At 73.1% G+C, this 17,230-nt stretch carries 10 protein-coding genes and 1 riboswitch; of the genes, 5 read left to right on the top strand and 5 right to left on the bottom strand.

Going from position 1 to position 17,230, the window contains the following annotated elements; all coding sequences use genetic code 11:
• Positions 1-58: 58 nt before the first annotated feature.
• Complete coding sequence (locus tag OG472_RS09675; protein WP_405829018.1) at positions 59-421, bottom strand: hypothetical protein; 363 nt, start codon at positions 419-421, stop codon at positions 59-61.
• Positions 422-745: 324 nt separating this feature from the next.
• Here OG472_RS09675 and OG472_RS09670 point away from each other — a divergent pair, with 324 nt between their 5' ends.
• Together OG472_RS09670 and OG472_RS09665 are read left to right on the top strand one after the other, a co-directional pair.
• Positions 746-1,894 (top strand): nitrous oxide reductase family maturation protein NosD, encoded by a 1,149-nt coding sequence (locus tag OG472_RS09670; RefSeq protein WP_405941327.1) that lies wholly within the window; start codon positions 746-748, stop codon positions 1,892-1,894.
• Positions 1,895-1,928: 34 nt separating this feature from the next.
• Positions 1,929-2,999 carry a methyltransferase gene (locus OG472_RS09665; RefSeq protein ID WP_401613066.1) on the top strand — a complete coding sequence of 357 codons (1,071 nt, stop codon included), beginning with the start codon at positions 1,929-1,931 and terminating at the stop codon, positions 2,997-2,999.
• Between the two features lie 102 nt (positions 3,000-3,101).
• On the opposite strand, the gene OG472_RS09660 is transcribed toward OG472_RS09665, so the two are convergent.
• On the bottom strand, positions 3,102-3,359 hold the full coding sequence (locus OG472_RS09660) for an acyl carrier protein (protein WP_401613068.1): 258 nt from the start codon (positions 3,357-3,359) through the stop codon (positions 3,102-3,104).
• Between the two features lie 13 nt (positions 3,360-3,372).
• A complete protein-coding gene (locus tag OG472_RS09655; protein WP_405829014.1) occupies positions 3,373-4,569 on the bottom strand; it encodes a SchA/CurD-like domain-containing protein in 1,197 nt (398 codons plus the stop codon).
• A 147-nt stretch (positions 4,570-4,716) separates the two neighbouring features.
• On the opposite strand from OG472_RS09655, the gene OG472_RS09650 reads away from it, so the two are divergent.
• Together OG472_RS09650 and metE are read left to right on the top strand one after the other, a co-directional pair.
• Complete coding sequence (locus tag OG472_RS09650; RefSeq protein WP_401613072.1) at positions 4,717-6,387, top strand: FAD-dependent oxidoreductase; 1,671 nt, start codon at positions 4,717-4,719, stop codon at positions 6,385-6,387.
• Between the two features lie 115 nt (positions 6,388-6,502).
• Positions 6,503-6,729, top strand: a riboswitch (cobalamin riboswitch).
• Between the two features lie 172 nt (positions 6,730-6,901).
• Positions 6,902-9,226, top strand: a complete 2,325-nt coding sequence (metE, locus tag OG472_RS09645; protein ID WP_405941326.1) for a 5-methyltetrahydropteroyltriglutamate--homocysteine S-methyltransferase — start codon at positions 6,902-6,904, stop codon at positions 9,224-9,226.
• Between the two features lie 17 nt (positions 9,227-9,243).
• On the opposite strand, the gene OG472_RS09640 is transcribed toward metE, so the two are convergent.
• A complete protein-coding gene (locus tag OG472_RS09640) occupies positions 9,244-9,918 on the bottom strand; it encodes a TetR/AcrR family transcriptional regulator (protein WP_405941325.1) in 675 nt (224 codons plus the stop codon).
• A 153-nt stretch (positions 9,919-10,071) separates the two neighbouring features.
• Positions 10,072-12,063 carry a discoidin domain-containing protein gene (locus OG472_RS09635; protein WP_401613112.1) on the bottom strand — a complete coding sequence of 664 codons (1,992 nt, stop codon included), beginning with the start codon at positions 12,061-12,063 and terminating at the stop codon, positions 10,072-10,074.
• Between the two features lie 327 nt (positions 12,064-12,390).
• Between OG472_RS09635 and OG472_RS09630 the strand changes: the two genes are divergently transcribed.
• Entirely contained in the window at positions 12,391-17,229 is a 4,839-nt protein-coding gene (locus tag OG472_RS09630; protein ID WP_405941324.1) for a hypothetical protein, read from the top strand.
• Position 17,230: the final 1 nt, after the last annotated feature.

The following is a 17,230-nucleotide window of genomic DNA, read 5'->3' as shown; positions in this document are numbered from 1 at the left end:
AACAGGAGCCTCCGTTGCCGCCCGCGCGGCGGCTCCGGAGGCCCCTGCCGTGGGGGTGCTACCGGTTGAGGCGGATCGAGTTGACCGGCGTGAGGTCGGCGTAGACACCGGTCTTGGCCGCGATGGGGCTGCCGCAGCCCGCGCCGTTGGAGCCGGTACACAGGTTTGCGGTCGCACCGCCGTACTGATTGTTGAGCACCCAGTGGTTCCCGAACTGGTTGTTCAGGTTGTGGGCCCCGTACGAGTAGAAGACGTGGGTCGGCTTGACGGCCGGGTTCTGGTTCTGAGGGTAGATGCAGACCGCCCCCTCCGGGCATCCGGCCCACGCGTCGACCGGCTTGGCCTCGACCGAACCGCTGAGCGCGAGGACGGCGGTGGCGGCGGTCGCGAGGGCGGCGGCGCCGCGGAACATCTTGTGCATGATTTCCCCTGGTGGCTCTTGTCTCCTGCGGACGACTTCAGCCTGCCCCCGCCGGGTGCGGCGGTCGACGGGTTGCCCGTTGCCCCTTGGCCGGGCCCCCGGGAAACCCCCTGCGACCAGCGCGGTCCCGGAGCGGAGGGCAACGGCTCGGGGCGCGTCTCCGGCTCCGGGTGACGAGGCGTCACGGAGCGACGGCGGAAGTCCGCCGCGGCACGTCCCGCGATCCACTCCTCCGGACGTCAAATTGCGCCGTTTGCCCACGGCATGTGTCCATACGCATACCCAATGTGGCGAATCGCCCTCATCGCCCATAACTTCTGCATCGTGACGAACCGACAAATCAAGTCCCTCATGTGCATCGCAGTCGTCATGGCCGCAGGCCTCGGCGTGGCCGCGCCACCCGCTGCCGCGGCCGGACGGCGAGTGCACCCGGGCGACTCGATCCAGGACGCGGTGAACGCCGCACGACCGGGCGACATCATCACCGTGATGCCCGGCACCTACTACGAGAACGTGCTGATCACGAAGCGGCTGACCCTGCGCGGATTCGGCGCCAGCACGGTGATCAGGCCGCCGGTCACCCAGGCCGCGCCGGCAGCACCCGCGGCACCCGCGGCACCCGACGCGCAGGCCGGGGCTGGAGCGGCCGCGCCGGGCGCACCGGCGGCTCCCGCGCGCGCGGCCACCGCCTGCTCGCAGGCCGACACCGGGATCTGCGTGATGGGGACGCCGGAGCAGAGCGTGGACGAGGTGAAGATCCGCTCGCTGGCCGTCTCGGGCTTCAAACGGAACGGCATCTGGGCCTCCTACACCGACCGGCTGAGCGTCGAGCGCGTGATCTCCGAGAAGAACGGCACCTGGGGCATCGCCCAGGAGCGGTCCACCCGCGGGGTGTTCCGCGGCAACATCGCCCGCGACAACACCGAGTCGGGAATCTTCATCGCCAACACCGTCGCACGGGAGGGCGGCGCCACCGACACCCTGGGCGCGGTCATCCGGCGCAACGTGCTGACCGGGAACCGGATCGGAGTCACGGTCAGGCGCGTCCGGAACCTCTCCGTCACCGGCAACCTGCTCACCGGCAACTGCGGCGGCGTGTTCGTCGTCGGCGACGAGGGCGAGCCGGGGGCCGGCGCCATGACCATCCGCAACAACCGGATCCACGAGAACAACAAGTTCTGCAAGGGCAACAGCCGCCTCCCCGACATCCAGGGCGTCGGCATCGTCCTCACCGGGGCCGAGGAGACGGTCGTCCGGGGGAACTCCATCCGCGGCAACGTCGGCGCCTCCCCCCTGTCCGGCGGAATCCTGCTGTTCAAGAGCTTCGTGGGCGCGACGAACACCGACAACGTCATCCAGGACAACGTGGTGCGGGACAACCAGCCGGCCGACCTGGCCAACCAGGGGACCGGAACGGGCAACCGGTTCGTGGGCAACCGGTGCGGGACCTCCGTACCGGCCGGAATGTGCTGACCGTGCTCCACCTCATCAGAAGAATCGAGGCCGTATGACCACGGTGAGTTCCACCCCCACTCCCACCCCCGCCACCGTCCCCGTACCCCCGCACACCCCCCAGCCGGGCATGCGCCTGCGGGAGCTCGTCTTCGGGGCGGCCTGCGCCGCGGCCGTACGGGCCGCCGCCCGCCTCGGCGTGGCCGACGCCCTCGGGTCCGAGCCCGCGACCGCGGCCGAGCTCGCGGCGGCGGTGAACTCCGAGCCCCGGCCCCTGGAACGGCTGCTCCGCGCCCTGGCCTGCTACGGGATCTTCGAGGAGACCGAGGACGGGAAGTTCGTCCACACGGAGATGTCGCGGCTGCTGCGCGAGGACGATCCGCAGAGCCTGCGCTACATCTCCCTGTGGTGCACGGAGCCCTGGACCTGGCAGGCCTGGCCGCGCCTCGACGACGCCGTGCGCTCCGGCGGGAGCGTGTTCCAGGACCTCTTCGGCAAGGGGTTCTTCCAGTACCTGCACGAGGACGCGCACGAGTCGGCCCACGTGTTCAACCGGGCCATGACCACCTCCAGCATGCAGTCGGCGCTGGACGTCGCGGAGCTCCTCGACCTCACCGGGGTCTCCGTGGTCGCGGACATCGGCGGTGGTCAGGGACACGTACTGGCGAGCCTGCTGGAGAAGCACCCGACGGTGCGCGGCGTCCTGCTCGACCTGCCGGGTGTGGTCGCGAAGGCGGATCCCCGGCTGCGGGACGGCGGTCCGCTCGCCGAGCGGGCCGGCATCGTTCCCGGGGACTGCCGCGAGGCCATCCCGGTCGAGGCCGACATGTACATCATCAAGAACATCCTGGAATGGGACGACGAGAGCACCCGCAGGACCCTGCACAACGTCGTCTCCGTGGCCCGCCCCGGAGCCAGGGTCGTCATCATCGAGAACCTGGTCGACGACACCCCGTCGATGAAGTTCACCACGGCCATGGACCTGCTGCTGCTCCTCAACGTGGGCGGCGCGAAGCACACCAAGGACAGCCTCTGCACCCGGATGCGGGACGCGGGGCTGGTCATCGGCGAGATCCGTCCGGTCAACCCGTACCTGCACGCCTTCGAGTGCACCGTGCCGGAGTGATTCCGGGCCCCCTGCGCGCCACAACGCCTCGAGACCGGCGGGACGAGCCGGTCTCGGGGGCGTCGGCACGGCGGACGGGCGGTGCCCGTCCGTCCGAACGCGTCAGGCCTTGGCCGCCAGGGCGTTGTTGACGAGGTCCAGGAACTCGCGCGGCGACTTGCACCGGTCCGCGTCGGCGGGCAGGGGCAGGCTGTGCCGGTTCTCCAGCTCGCCGACGATGCCGAGGAGCCCGAGGGAGTCCAGTCCCCACTCGTCGAAGCCCGAGTCGGGGCGGCTCGCCATGGCCGCGGGGTCGACGTTCACGCCGGCCCCCTTCTTCATCAGGGCGGCCAGTTCTTCCATGGTCAGTCGAGGGGTCATGACGGCCATCTCCTCAGGCTTGGTCCGGCGTGCGCCGGTCGGTGATCAGGCGCATTTCAGAGCGCGCGAGGAAGCGTGAGATCTCCTGTTCGGTGGTGGGGACGCCGTCCTTGGCGCTGTCGAGCAGCCGGGCCAGCACGGCCGCCTTGTGGCCGCCCTCGACGCCGAGCGTCAGGGCGGGCCGGGCGTCGAGCGGGCCGCGCATGTCGAGGAGCCGGACGACGATGTCGTCGCGCTGGAACAGGGTGCTGGCCTCGATGGGGCTGGTCGGGTCGTCCACGGCCGCCTCGTCCTGGCCGGCGAGCAGCCGGGCGAGTGCCATGCCGCACCCGTTCTTGGCGGGGTAGAAGAGCGCGTGCCGCCTGACGTCCGCGTGCTCGCGGCCGCCGCCCGCCACGTGGTGCACCGCGGGGAGCGCCGCACGGGTGAAGAAGATCCGGGCGGATCCGGGGTCGCTGAGGTCCCGGTCCTGTTCCAGATACGGGTTGATGGCCTCCTCCAGGGCCTGCACCTCGGGCTGCAGGGCCACGTGGCGCAACGCCGCGAGGAGGTCGCCCTCCACCTCGACCGCCCGTACGACCCGGTTGCCGTGCATGAAGAGCGAGGTGCGGCGCAGCCGGGTGTTCGCGTCGACCTGCGCCTGCGGGGAGGTGTACCCGGCGAGGAGCTCCGCCACGACGTCTTCGCTGCCCGGCTTCACGGTGAAGGTGAGGGCGTGGCGGACCACGCCGTCCCCGTGCCGCGGCGCGACCTGCAGCCGGTCCCCGGACCTGTCCCCGGACCGGTCCGGGAAGTGCGCGGAAGCGGCGTCGGGACCGAAGTCGGAATCGGGGGACAGGTGCGAGAGGGAGCCGACGGGGACGGAGTCCTCGCCGGTCACCCGCAGCACGCTGAAACGCAGTGAGCGGGTGTCCCGTACGCAGCCGTGGAGCGGCTGCACCGACGCGACGTGCTCCTCGCTGTTGACCCAGGCCAAGAACCGCGGCGCGCTCTCCCATTCACTGGTGATGAGCCACTGCGAGGGATTCTCGATCGACTGGCACAACTCGTCGCGGATGTGACCGGGGACGGAGGACACCTGCTTGCGGAGATGCTCGTAGACCTCCAGGAACTGGTTCTGCGCTCCGTCGTACAGATCCAGCAGCAGCACGACCCGAAGCCTCGAGCCGTCGAAGGCGGACTGGGATATCCGTTCCGACAAGGTTGTCATCGTTCACACTCCTTCGAGACCACACGGTCGCCACGGGGCGGCGCCACCCGAACCGATCGTTGTCCCGTAATCCCCTCGGCGCGAGAGGAGAGAACCAAGCGGGTGAACGGGCGAGGGAAGCGCCCTCGTACAGGGCATGGAAGAGCCATGAAGGAAAACGTCGACCACCGCGTCCCTGTCCTCATCGTGGGCGGCTCGCTGGTGGGCCTGTGCACCTCGCTGTTCCTCGGCCGGCACGGCATCAGCCACATGCTGGTCGAGAAGCACGCGGGTACCTCGATGCACCCGCGAGGACGCGGTATCAACGTACGGACCATGGAGCTGTTCCGCGTCGCCCGTGTCGAGGACCGGATCCGCGAGGCGGCCTCGGTCCTGGCGGACAACCACGGCATCCTGCAGGGCGGCTCCCTGACCGGTGAAGACCAGGAGTGGCTGTTCGAACAGATCGACCCGGGGGGCGCACTCGCCCGCTTCAGCCCGGCGGCATGGTGCCTGTGCAGCCAGAACGACATCGAGCCGGTGCTGATGTCCGTGACCCCCGGGCTGGGGGCCGACCTGCGGTTCTCGACCGAACTCCTCTCCTTCGAACAGGACCCGGGCGGTGTGACCGCCCTCGTGAAGAACCGTGACACCGGGGAGCACAGCACGGTGCGCGCGGACTACCTCGTCGCCGCCGACGGGCCGCGCAGCCCGGTGCGGGAAGCGCTCCGGATCGGCCAGACCGGTCCCGGCGACCTCTTCCACAATGTGAGCATCACCTTCCGGTCCCGCATGCTCGCGGACGTGGTCGGCGATCGGCGCTTCATCGTGTGCTACCTGACCAAACCCGACGCCGACGGGGCCCTGCTGCCGGTGGACAACACCGAGCGGTGGGTCTTCCACGCGCCGTGGCACCCCGACCGCGGCGAGACCCTGGAGGACTTCACCGACGAGCGCTGCGTCGAACACATCCGCCGGGCCGTCGGCGCACCCGACCTGGACGTCGAGATCACCGGGAAGGCCCCGTGGCACGCGGCCGAGCGGGTCGCGCAGCGGTACGTGGCCGGCCGGGTCTTCCTGGCCGGTGACTCCGCCCACGAGATGTCCCCCACCGGGGCGTTCGGCTCCAACACCGGTATCCAGGACGCGCACAACCTGGCCTGGAAGCTCGCAGCCGTACTGGACGGCGCAGCCGGCCCCGGGCTGCTGGAGACGTACGAGACCGAGCGGCTTCCGGTGGCGCGGGCCACGAGCGAGCGCGCCTCGGCCCGGTCCGCCGAGCACAGCCACCCGGGGTACGAGCCCGACCCCGAGACGGTCCCCGAGGCCCAGCCCGAGCCCGCCCCGGGCGGGGGCGGACGGCAGGGCGGTGTCCTGACCGTGGCCATGGGCTACCGGTACAACGAGGGCGCCGTCCTGGGCACCGACCCCGACCAGCCGGTCGTTCCCGAACGGATGCGCCTGCGCGGCGAACCGGGCACGCGCGCGCCGCACATGTGGCTCCGCGCCCCGGGGGAGGAGCAGCCGAAGTCCACCCTGGACCTCTACGAGCGCTCCTTCGTCCTGCTCAGCTCCGAGGGCACGCCGTGGAGCAGCGCGGCGGGATCCGTCGCCAAGCGGATGAACGTACGCCTGGACGCCTACGCGATCGGCACCGGACCGGAGGCCGACCTGATCCCGTCGAGCGGCGGCGACTGGGCCGAGGCGCACGGCACGACCGCGGCCGGAGCGGTCCTCGTCCGCCCCGACGGCTTCGTGGCCTGGCGCTCGGAGGAAGCCGTGGCGGATGAGGAATCGGTCCTCTACAAGGTCCTGACCACCCTGCTGGACCGGTACTGACCTTCCCCGCCCCGGATCCCCGCGCCGCCCCGGCGGCGCGGGGATCCTCCGTGTCCCGGTCTCGCCGCGCCATCCGGATATTGGACAACCCTGTCCGTTGACGGCGAAGGCCATCTACTCTGGCCGGGCAGCTGGTTCGCCCCCGTCAGCCGGGCGGGGTGCGTCGTAAGAGGGAACCCGGTGGGAATCCGGGACTGCCCCGCAGCGGTGAGCGGGAACGACCGCCGTCATACGCACTGGGACCGGAACCGGTCCTGGGAAGCGACGGCCAGTAGGAGCCCGCCGGGAGACCGGCAGGCGCGCCCGCGAGTCCGAAGACCTGCCCGTTGCCCGAGCGCGAACGACCGCGCCCGGTTTCCCGGTGACCTCGTGGGCGGGTCGGCGTGCTTCAGGCGGATCGTTCCGGCGCGTAGCTCAGGCGTACGCGCGGCCGGCGGTCCGCCCGTTCCGGCACCCCTTCGCAGCCCAGGCCCGTCACCGGGTCCATGGAGACACGCTCGCGAAGGAGAGTTCCGTGACCACCGAGTCCGCAGCCGCGGCAGTACAGGCCACCGTGTACGGCTACCCCCGCCAGGGCGGCAGCCGCGAACTGAAGAAGGCCGTCGAGGGCTACTGGAAGGGCCGCTTCACCGCCGACGCCCTCCGGGAGACCGCCCGTGACCTGCGCCGGACCAACTGGCAGCAGCTGGCCGACGCCGGCATCACCGAAGTGCCGACCGGCGACTTCTCGTACTACGACCACGTGCTCGACACCAGCGTGATGGTCGGCGCGGTCCCCGAACGCCACCGGGCCGCCGTGCGGACCGACGCCCTCGACGGCTACTTCGCCATGGCGCGCGGTACCCAGGACGTGGCGCCGCTGGAGATGACCAAGTGGTTCGACACCAACTACCACTACCTGGTGCCCGAACTCGGCCCGGACACCGTGTTCACGGCGGACTCCTCCAGGCAGGTCGCCCAGCTCGAAGAGGCACTGGGGCTCGGCCACACCGCCCGCCCGGTCCTGGTCGGGCCGGTGACGTACCTCCTGCTGGCCAAGCCCGCCCCCGGTGTCGCCGCCGACTTCGAGCCCCTGACCCTGCTCGACCGCCTGCTGCCCGTGTACGCCCGGGTCCTGGCCGACCTGCGCGCGGCCGGAGCCGCATGGGTGCAGCTGGACGAGCCCGCCCTCGTACAGGACCGCACCCCCGCCGAACTGAACGCCGCCGCCCGCGCGTACCGCGAGCTCGGCGCCCCGGGCGACCGGCCGAAGCTGCTCGTGGCCTCCTACTTCGGCCGGCTCGGCGAGGCCCTGCCGGTGCTGGCCAAGGCCCCCGTCGACGGGCTCGCCCTGGACTTCACCGATGCCGCCGCCGCGAACCTCGCCGACCTCGCCGCCGTCGGCGGGCTGCCCGGCAAGCGCCTCGTCGCGGGCGTCGTCAACGGCCGCAACATCTGGATCAACGACTTCGAGAAGTCCCTGTCCACCCTCGGCACCCTCCTCGGCCTCGCCGACCGGGTGGACGTGGCCGCCTCCTGCTCCCTGCTCCATGTCCCGCTGGACGCCGCCGCCGAGCGGGACATCGACCCGCAGATCCGGCGCTGGCTCGCCTTCGCCCGGCAGAAGACCGCGGAGATCGCCGCGCTCGCCCGCGGCCTCGCCGGCGGCACCGACGCGATCGCGGCCGAACTCGCCGCCAACCGGGCCGACCTGGCCTCCCGTGCCAACTCCGCCGTCACCCGCGACCCCGCCGTGCGCGCCCGGACCGCGGCGATCACGGACGCGGACGGCCGCCGCTCCCAGCCGTACGAGGAGCGCGCGACCGCCCAGCACGCGCGCCTGAGCCTGCCGCTGCTGCCCACCACGACCATCGGATCGTTCCCGCAGACCGACGAACTGCGCGTGGCCCGCGCCGACCTGCGCGCCGGCCGCATCGACACGGCCGGCTACGAGGACCGCATCGAGGCCGAGATCCGGGAGGTCCTCGCCTTCCAGGAGAAGACCGGCATCGACGTCCTCGTGCACGGCGAGCCCGAGCGCAACGACATGGTCCAGTACTTCGCCGAGCAGCTCACCGGGTACCTCGCCACCCAGCACGGCTGGGTCCAGTCCTACGGAACCCGCTACGTCCGCCCGCCCGTCCTGGCCGGCGACATCTCCCGCCCCGACCCGATGACCGTGCGCTGGACCACGTACGCACAGGCGCAGACCGGACGCCCCGTCAAGGGCATGCTCACCGGCCCCGTCACCATGCTCGCCTGGTCCTTCGTCCGCGACGACCAGCCGATCGGCGACACCGCCCGCCAGGTGGCGCTGGCCCTGCGCGACGAGGTGAACGACCTGGAGGCGGCGGGCACCTCCGTCATCCAGGTGGACGAACCGGCCCTGCGGGAAACCCTCCCGCTGCGCGCCGCCGACCACGCCGCCTACCTGGCGTGGGCCACCGAGTCCTTCCGGCTCACCACCGCCGGCGTCCGTCCGGACACCCAGATCCACACGCACATGTGCTACGCCGAGTTCGGCGACATCGTCGACGCCATCGAGGCCCTCGACGCCGACGTCATCAGCCTGGAAGCGGCCCGCTCGCACATGCAGGTCGCCGACGAGCTCGCGGGCGCCGACTACCCGCGCGAGGTCGGCCCCGGCGTCTGGGACATCCACTCGCCGCGGATCCCGTCGGTGGCCGAGGCGTCGGCGCTGCTCCGCAAGGGCCTCGCGGCCATCCCGGCCGAACGGCTGTGGGTCAATCCCGACTGCGGCCTGAAGACGCGGGCCTGGCCGGAGACCAGGGCCTCCCTGGAGAACCTGGTCGAGGCCGCCCGCCAGGTCCGCGCCGAGGTCACCGCCGACGGCGCCTGATCCGGGACCCGGCCGCCTCAGGCGGAGCGCGGTGGTGCGACGCGCTCCCGGACGGGCGGCCGGGCCCCGTCGCCGCGTTCGCCGAAGCCGTCGGCGCAGTCGTCTCCGACGAGGCCCGCCACGTGGTCGGTGATCGTGTCGAGGATGTCCGTGGAGATCGTTTCGTCGCCGAGCACGAGGTGGTTGAGCGTCAGCCCGTCCGTCATGGCGGCCAGATAGCGCGCCAGTACGGTCACGGGGACGCGGAGTTCGAAACCCATGTGGTGGCGGAGCTGCTCGATGAGTTCGGTGTAGGTGTCGGCGTACAGCTGGTACTGACGGCGCGCCAGGTGCTCGAACCCGGGCCGGCGCAGGGCGTACTGCGTGAGTTCGTACGTGAGCATGTGCTCGCCCGGGTGGGCGGACACGTGGTCCCAGTACGCCTGGAAGCCGGCCCGGACGGTCTCGCGGAGGGTGGCCTTCGGCTGGATCGCCTCCTTGACCACGGTGATGCTGTGCTCGGTGATCACCGCCATGACGGATTCGAGCAGGGCCTGCTTGGAGTCGAAGCAGTAGTGGAAGACGCTCAGTGACACGCCCGCCTCGGCGGATATCGACCGGGTCGTCGTGCGGGCGACCCCGTCGCGGGTCATCGCGCGGATGGCGGCCTCGGTCAGCTGCCGGCGCCGGTCGGCCGACGGCATCCGTGCCATGGGCGCTCCCTTCGGTTCGTGCTGCTGTGCCGTGCGGTGGGATACGGGCGCTGCGGTGCGGCGGCGGGCAGGCGGCAGGCGGGAAGGCCGCCGGGGCCGGCCGGATCGGTGAGGATCCGGCCGGCCCCGGCCCCGGACACCGCCTGGGCGGCGTCAGCTGCTGTAGACGCCGACCTCGTGGAGCGAGTACCCCCACTGGGTGCCGCGCTGCAGTCCGTGGACGCGTACGTACCGGGCCGGGGTGCCGGCGAACTGCGCCGTGTCCAGCCCGCCGTCACCGGTGGTCGTGGACCATACGGACTGCCAGTTCGTGCCGTCGCCCGAGAGCTCGATCCGGTACGACTTCCCGTGGGCGCGTTCCCACTCGAGGGTGACGCGCTTGACCAGGCCCGGTGTCCCGAGGTCGATCTGGAGCCACTGGTCGTCGCTCCAGTCGCTGGCCCAGCGGGTGCTCGTGTTCCCGTCCACGGCCCGCGAGGGCGCGTAGCTGATGAACGGGTTCCACTCGGACGAGCTGGCCGAAGCCGCGGCGCCCGCGGCCAGGTTCACCCCGGCCTTGTGCTTCTCGGACGAACCCCAGGTGGTGAGGTAGGACTCGGCGCCCCGGAACAGGTCGTCCACCACGTCCTGGCCGCCGGTGATCCGGATGTCCTCGATCCAGTCCGGGACCAGGCCGTAGTGCGAGGCGCCGTCGGTGTTGAGGTCCCAGGTGCGCACGCCGGTGGTCTGCTTGTCGATCACGGAGCCGCCGTCGGTGCTGCGGAACGGGTAGCGCACCGGGTTCGGGGTGTCCGCGCCGCGGGGGCCGGGCCAGCCGCCGACGCCGTTCATGTCGGTGCCGTAGCCGTAGCCGACCTTGTACTTCTCGCGCAGCGCGTCCGTGCGCTTGGCCTCCGCGCTGAAGGCCTCGGAGCCGCTCATGTACTGGGCGACGAAGCCGCCGAGCCGGTACACCCGCTCCGTCCAGTCCAGGTCCATCCAGCTGTGCGAGGAGATCACGCCGGGGTACGACTCGGACTCGAGGATGTCGAAGGCCCGGCCCGCGGCCTTGACCCCCATGTGGTCGATCTCCAGCATCATCTTGCGTTTCATCATGCCGCGCACCGCGTACTCGCCGAGATCGGTGAGACCGCGCGTGTTGCACTGCGCGTCCGCCGCGTACGAGGGGACCGCCACGCCCGCCGGGAGCTGCTTCTGCGCCTCGGGCGCCGCCGCGAGTCCGATGGGGTTGTCGTGCTGCGGGCCCTTGCACTTCTCCGTCTGCCAGAAGGTGCCGGTGGACAGGAACTGGCCCACGTTGATCGCCGTGCCGAGAGCGCCCTGGTCGAAGCGGACCCCGCACAGGGCGTTGTCGAACTTGTGGCACAGGAACATGCTGCGCACGCCCAGCTTGTGCAGCTCGTCCAGGCCGCGGTCGATGTCCTCCTTGCTGCACTGCGCGATGTCCAGGATCTGCTTGCAGCCGAACGGCTCGGAGGTCTCGACGCCGAGGACGACGGCCAGCTTGCCCTGCTTGACGACGTCGCGGGCCTGCGCGGAGTCGGTGACGATCCGGAACCAGCCCTTGCCCGGACCGCCGTACATCTTGTCGATGTACGCCTGCATCTCGTACGTCTTCTGCGCCTCCAGGCGGATGGCGGTCATCTCGTCGCAGCCGCGGTCCTTGAAGAAGTAGACCGAGCAGATGACGCCGTTGGTGACGAGGTCGTTGACGAGCACCCGCTGGCCGCCGCGCCAGGCGCGTTCGACCCAGGCGTAGTAGTTCTGCTGGTGGGTCAGCGAGTCGTGGGCGGGCCAGTCCTTGAAGGTCGGCCAGCCGTTCGGGTCGTGCTTGCCGTCGCCGCCCTTGGTGATGAAGTCGAAGATGGCGAGCGTGCCGTCGGGATAGTGCTCGGGGCAGTCCTTGAGCGCGTCGGCGACCCCCTGCTCGGAGAACGGCTTGCCGCAGATGAGGCGGCCGCCGAAGCCCTCGTTGGACATCAGGTGGTCGTGCGCGTCGACGAAGCCCCGGACGCGGCCCTGGGAGTCGGTCCCCTTGAAGGGTTCGCCGGTGACGTTGATCTCGGAGTCGGGTGCGGGCCGGGCGACCGGGTTCCACCAGCCGGGGTCGGCGGCGGAGGAACTGGGCACGGGGCCGAGAACCATGGCCACCACGGCGAGGAGCAATGACAGGACCGCCAGGGGCCTACGCCTGTGGTGCGTGTGTCGGGAAATGGTCATCACTCACGTCTTCGGTCAGTGGATGGCGCGGTCGAGGAGCCGGATCCGTCCGGGGGCATGACGGCCACGGCCGCATGGCACGGCTGTGGCTCGTTTGTCATGGCCCGCACAAGCGGTGGGACGAGAATCGCCACTGGCAGCAGCAGAGTCAAGAGTCCGGGACAGATGACCTGATGACTCGTCAGTCCGGCTGGATCGGACCCCCGGGCCGTGGTGCCGGCGGTGTCGGCGGGGCGTGCGACGATCCCAGGCATGATCGCCTCGTTCGCTGCCCTGCTGCCCACCGCGGGTACCCACGTCTCGACCACCTACGCCGACTGGGCCGCCGCCCACGACCCGGACGCGGCCGGGGCCGCGCGCACCCTGATCGAGGACATGCGCTCCGAACTGGGGCGCTCCCGGACCAAGCCCGGCCGGTTCGTCGACACGATGGCGGCGCGGGCGCGACGGCTGCCGCCGGCGCACCTGCCGTGGTTCTGGGACACGGTGGGCCACCGGCTGATCGGATACGGGAGCCGGCCCGGCGGGCGGGCCTACGCAGCGGCGCGGGAGGCCGAGGCCCGGCACGGGCTGCCGGTGGACCCGGGCTACCGCCGGGCCAACGCCTTGCTGTTCGCCAAGGGCGGGGCCATGCCCGCCAAGGAGTTCGGGGCCCACCAGCGGTTCCTCGCCGAGACGTTGGAGCCGGATGCGGCGCACGCGGCCCTGGACGCGTTCCTGGCGGCGTGGGCGGGCTCGCCCGCGGACCTGCCGGCGGACCTGGTGCGCCGCGTACGGGCGTCCGCGAAGGCGGCCGGGCACGGGGACGACGAGGTTGCGCGGCTGGTGGGCGCGATCCTGTCGGCCACCCGCAGGAAATCGGTGCCGGACGCGCTGCTGACCGCCGCGGAGCAGGTCCTGACGGCCCATCGGCCGGCGGACACGGTCGCGGCCGGGCTGGTCGAGGTCTTCCCGGACGGGGCCACCGACGGCGGGGCGTGGCTGCGGATGCTGATCGGCTGCGGCGCGGCGGAGGCGATGGAGAGCGGACGGGTGGTGCCGGAGGGCGGACTGCACCACTGGGTCGGGAACTTCGTCCGCATGTACCAGTACGCGGCGCAGTCCGGCGGCGGCGTCGCGCGCCAGCCGCTCCCGGCGGAATTCCTCGACCTCGTGGGCCGGCTGGGACCGCGGCTGCGCGCTGCGGGCGACCCGGTGACGGTGCACACCACCCGGCACCACTACCAGGGCTTCGACGCGGACGTGCTCGACGCCTGCCTGGCGGCCGGGGTCGCGGTCGTCGACCCGGGTCCGGAGACGCGGATGCGCTTCTGGGGCGAGCGGTCCCGGCGGGACCTCGCGGCACTGGCCGCCGACCCGGTGTTCGGCCCCCGCCTGGAGGGGACCGTGCACGCGGGTCTGACGCCCCGCTGGTCGGCGGCGCACGGCCGCCGGCCCGGGTCCGCGGTGACGCTGCTGCCGGGCAACGAGGGCATCGCCCACGAGGTGGCCGAGAGGGTCGGCAAGCTCGTCGACACGGTCGCGGGCGGCGGCATGGCGGGGGCCGAGGAGGCCGTGGCCGAGCTGGAGACCCTGCTGGACCGGCCGACGGTGACGGCGCTCGGCGGGATCGCCGACGCCCTCGCCGGTGCGGGCGCCGCGGGCGCGCTGCGGCGCTCGCTGGCGGCCGGCCTGCCCGAGGAACTGGCCTGGCCGGCCCTGGAGTCGGTGTACGCGCAGTTCGCGGCGGAGGCCGGGACCGGGACGGCGGACGCCGGGCCGGATGCCGCGGACGCCGGGTCCGGGGGAACGGACGGGGCGCTGCCGGAGGTGACGGGCGTGGCCGGGGTGGCCGGGGTGACCTCCACCTGGCCGGTGCTGACGGTGTTCGGGCGCGACCGGGCGGTCGCCGTCGCCCCGGACGGGGTGCGGGGCTCCTGCCGGTTCACCGTCCCGGACGGGGCGACCATGTACGCCGTCCACTACGTGGGCGGCTCCTTCCTGGTGAGCTGGACCCTCAAGAAGAGCCCCTACTACTGCGACACCGCCGTCTGGGCCGACCGTCCGGCGGAGCCGTTCACCCCCGACCAGATGAGCGGCCTGGTGGCGTTCGCCGGCAGCCTGGACGGGGCCTACGGCTTCCAGTTCGAGACCGCCGACGGGGGCGGGCGGCACGGTGGGACGCGCGTGCTGCGACCCGGCGGCACCGAGGGCATCGACGGGGACGAGCTGCTGCTCGGCGACGGCTCCCAGATCTGGACCAACGCCGTCTTCGGGCGGCGGCCGTGGGAGGTGGTGGACCCGGTCACCGGGGAGCGGCGGGGGGCGAGCCCGCTGCCGGACTTCCCGGGCCGGCCCGCGAGTGCCGATCCGGCCGCGGAACCGTCCGAGACCGGTATGAGCCTGGCCGTGGAGGCGCTGCAGCTGGCGCCGCTGCCCGCAGGTCTGGACGGCTCCCCGCTGGGCAGCCGGGACGGGCTGGTCGGGACCCGGGTGCTGTTCCGCACCCGGCACCGCGACCACGCACCCGACCACTACCTGGTGGAGAGCGTGGACGGGCGGACGGCCCGCTTCGACATCGACCGGCCCGGGCAGGAGCCGTGGGCCCTGTGGGCCGCGCCGGAGGGCGCGGTGGAGGACGTGGTCCTCGCCGAGGCACAGACCCGGACGGGCGTGCGCGCCTACGCCGCCGACGGCGTCCTGCTGTGGGAACTGGACGGACACCACTCGCCCCGCAACCCGCGGGTGAGGCCGGCCCGGCAGGTCACCGTGTCGGGCGGAGTGGCCCTGCCGCCGGCCTTCTGGTACCTCCTGCGGACCCGGGACGCGGCCGGATCCCGGGCGCTGCGGACCGTGGGACGGCAGACGGCGGACACCCTGCTGACGGCCGCCCTCGACGGCCCGGCGGCGCTGCGCGCGGCAGTGGCCCGGGAATTGCCGGAGGTCACCGACCCGGTGCTGGCCGAGGCCGTCGCGGCGGTGGCCGGGCGGGCCGCCCGGGTGGAGGAGCGGCGGCGCGCACTGCACCGGCGGGTCACCCTGCTCGCCGAGGCCGCGCCGGCCCGGCCGCGCCGGTCCGCGCCGGACACCGAGCTGCTGCCCGCGCTGTTCGGGCTGGTCTCCAAGGGGGAGCGGCCGGCCCGGGACGTGGCCCTGCCGGCGACGCTGGGCGCGCTGGCCGCCGACGGCGCCCTGCTGGCCGGGACGATCGTGGAGGAGGTCCGGCGGCTCTCCCCGCCGGCGCCGCCGCACGACTGGTCGCAGCTGCTGGGCACGGTCGACGCCGCGGCGTGGCGGGCGGCGGTGGCGCCGACCCCGGACGCCGACCGGGCCGCGCTGCTGGCGCTCCTGGACACCTGGGCCGACCAGCCGTTCGCCCGCGCGGGCAGCCGCTGGTGGGTGGGCCGCGCCGACGCCGGGACCCTGGACGGACTGCGTGCGGGCGGTACGGCCGTGGCGTCCGCCGCGGTACGGCCCGGCGGTTCGCAGTGCTGGTTCGTCGCACCCGCAGCGGAGCACACCACCGGGGACACCACGGAGGGCGCCACCGCGGACGCCGACGGCGATCCGGTACCGGCCGCGCTCGCGCAGGCACGGCTCGTCCGGGTGGAGCGGGACGACGCCGTCCGGCTCCGTGCCCTGGTCGAGGCGGTCGACGCACACGGCCCGGTTCCGCTGCCGGAGCCGGCGGCCGCGCGCTTCGCCGAACTGACGGGCGTACGACGGGCCGTGGCCCGGCTCGTGGTGGCCGGTCTGGTCGGCCGGCCCGGCCGGGACGAGGACCGCGCCCTCGCGCGCAAGGCCCCGTACAAGGCGACCCCGACGACCGCCGAGGCGTACGAGCGGCTGCGCGCGCGGCTCGGGGGCGCGGGCCGGCGGGCCGTCCTGGCGGCGGCCCTGCCCGAGGACCCGGCCGAGCTGTGGCGGCCGGGCGGGGTCCTGGCGGCCGTGGAACGGATGGCCGGGGTGTGGCGCGAGCTGATCGGGGCGCAGCCCGCGGTGCACGACGAGGCGGCCGACGCCCTGGAGGCCGAGCTCGGCCTCTGCGAGGTGTGGGCCCGGCGGCTGGCGGGCGGCTACGAGGCCGCCGAGGACACGACGGCGGAGGCGGCAGGCTGGGAGCTGGCGGCGACCCGCTACGGAAACAAGGTGGAGGTCAGGGCCGTGCCGCCGGCCGGACGCGAGCTGCCCTACGGCACCCCGGTGGGCCTCTCCCTCGGGCGGATCGCGAGCGCGCTCGTGTGGGCATGGACGGACCGGCCCGTCGGCGATCCGGCAGTGGCCGGGGCGATGGCCCTGTACGAGCGGCTGCGGGCCGAACTGGCCCGCCCGGAGCTGCTGCTGGAGCTGCCCGGCGGGCTGGTCCAGGACAGCTCGATACCGATCGCCGAGCAGTTCGGGCCGGGGCGGCTGCCGGTGGTGAGGGGCCGATACGCGGAGGAGGGCCCGGTGACGGTGACCGCGTACGACTCCGGGCCGCTGGTGGTGTGCACGCCCGGCGGCGCCGCCTTCCTGCGGCCCGCCGCGGTCGCCGGCCCCGAGGTGTGGCAGCGGCTGCGCGGGATCACCGGCCTCGCCGAGGCACTGGACCGGGTGGCGCCGCTGCTGCCCGGAGGCGGGCTGGAGCGGATGATGCTCCGGGCCCGCTCGGGAGCGCTGCCGGCCGGGACGTACGAGGCGGACCCGCGGCAGTCCTGCCCGGAACTGGTCGCGCGGGTGGGGCAGGAGCTCGGCGCGGGCGCGGACGCCGCCGCCCTGTACCTCCAGCTGGCGGCCCTGGCCACCCCCACAGACCGGAACGTGCGGCGGTGGAACCGCTGGTCGGCCCGACAGCACACGCAGGCCCGGGACGAACTCCTCGCCACCGGCAAGGTGGTGGAGGCCAAGCGGGCGCGGGCCGGCCGGACCCTGTTCCTGCCCGGCGAGTGGAGCGAACTGAAGGCCCCGCACCTGCCGCTGGAGACCGCGAAACTGGAGAGCCACCTGGTGCGCCCGCTGTGGCGGAGCGAGATCCGTGCCCCGTTCGGCCGGGTCCTGCCGACGGCGCCCCTCCACGAGATGTTCGCGCAGGCCTGGGAGCGGCTGGCGGGCGGGCCAGGGGAGACGGCCTAGA

This window comes from Streptomyces sp. NBC_00207, from assembly GCF_045160965.1.
Lineage (GTDB): Bacteria > Actinomycetota > Actinomycetes > Streptomycetales > Streptomycetaceae > Streptomyces.
Note: the sequence above shows the minus strand (reverse complement) of the source record. Positions and strands in the feature narration are given on the sequence as shown.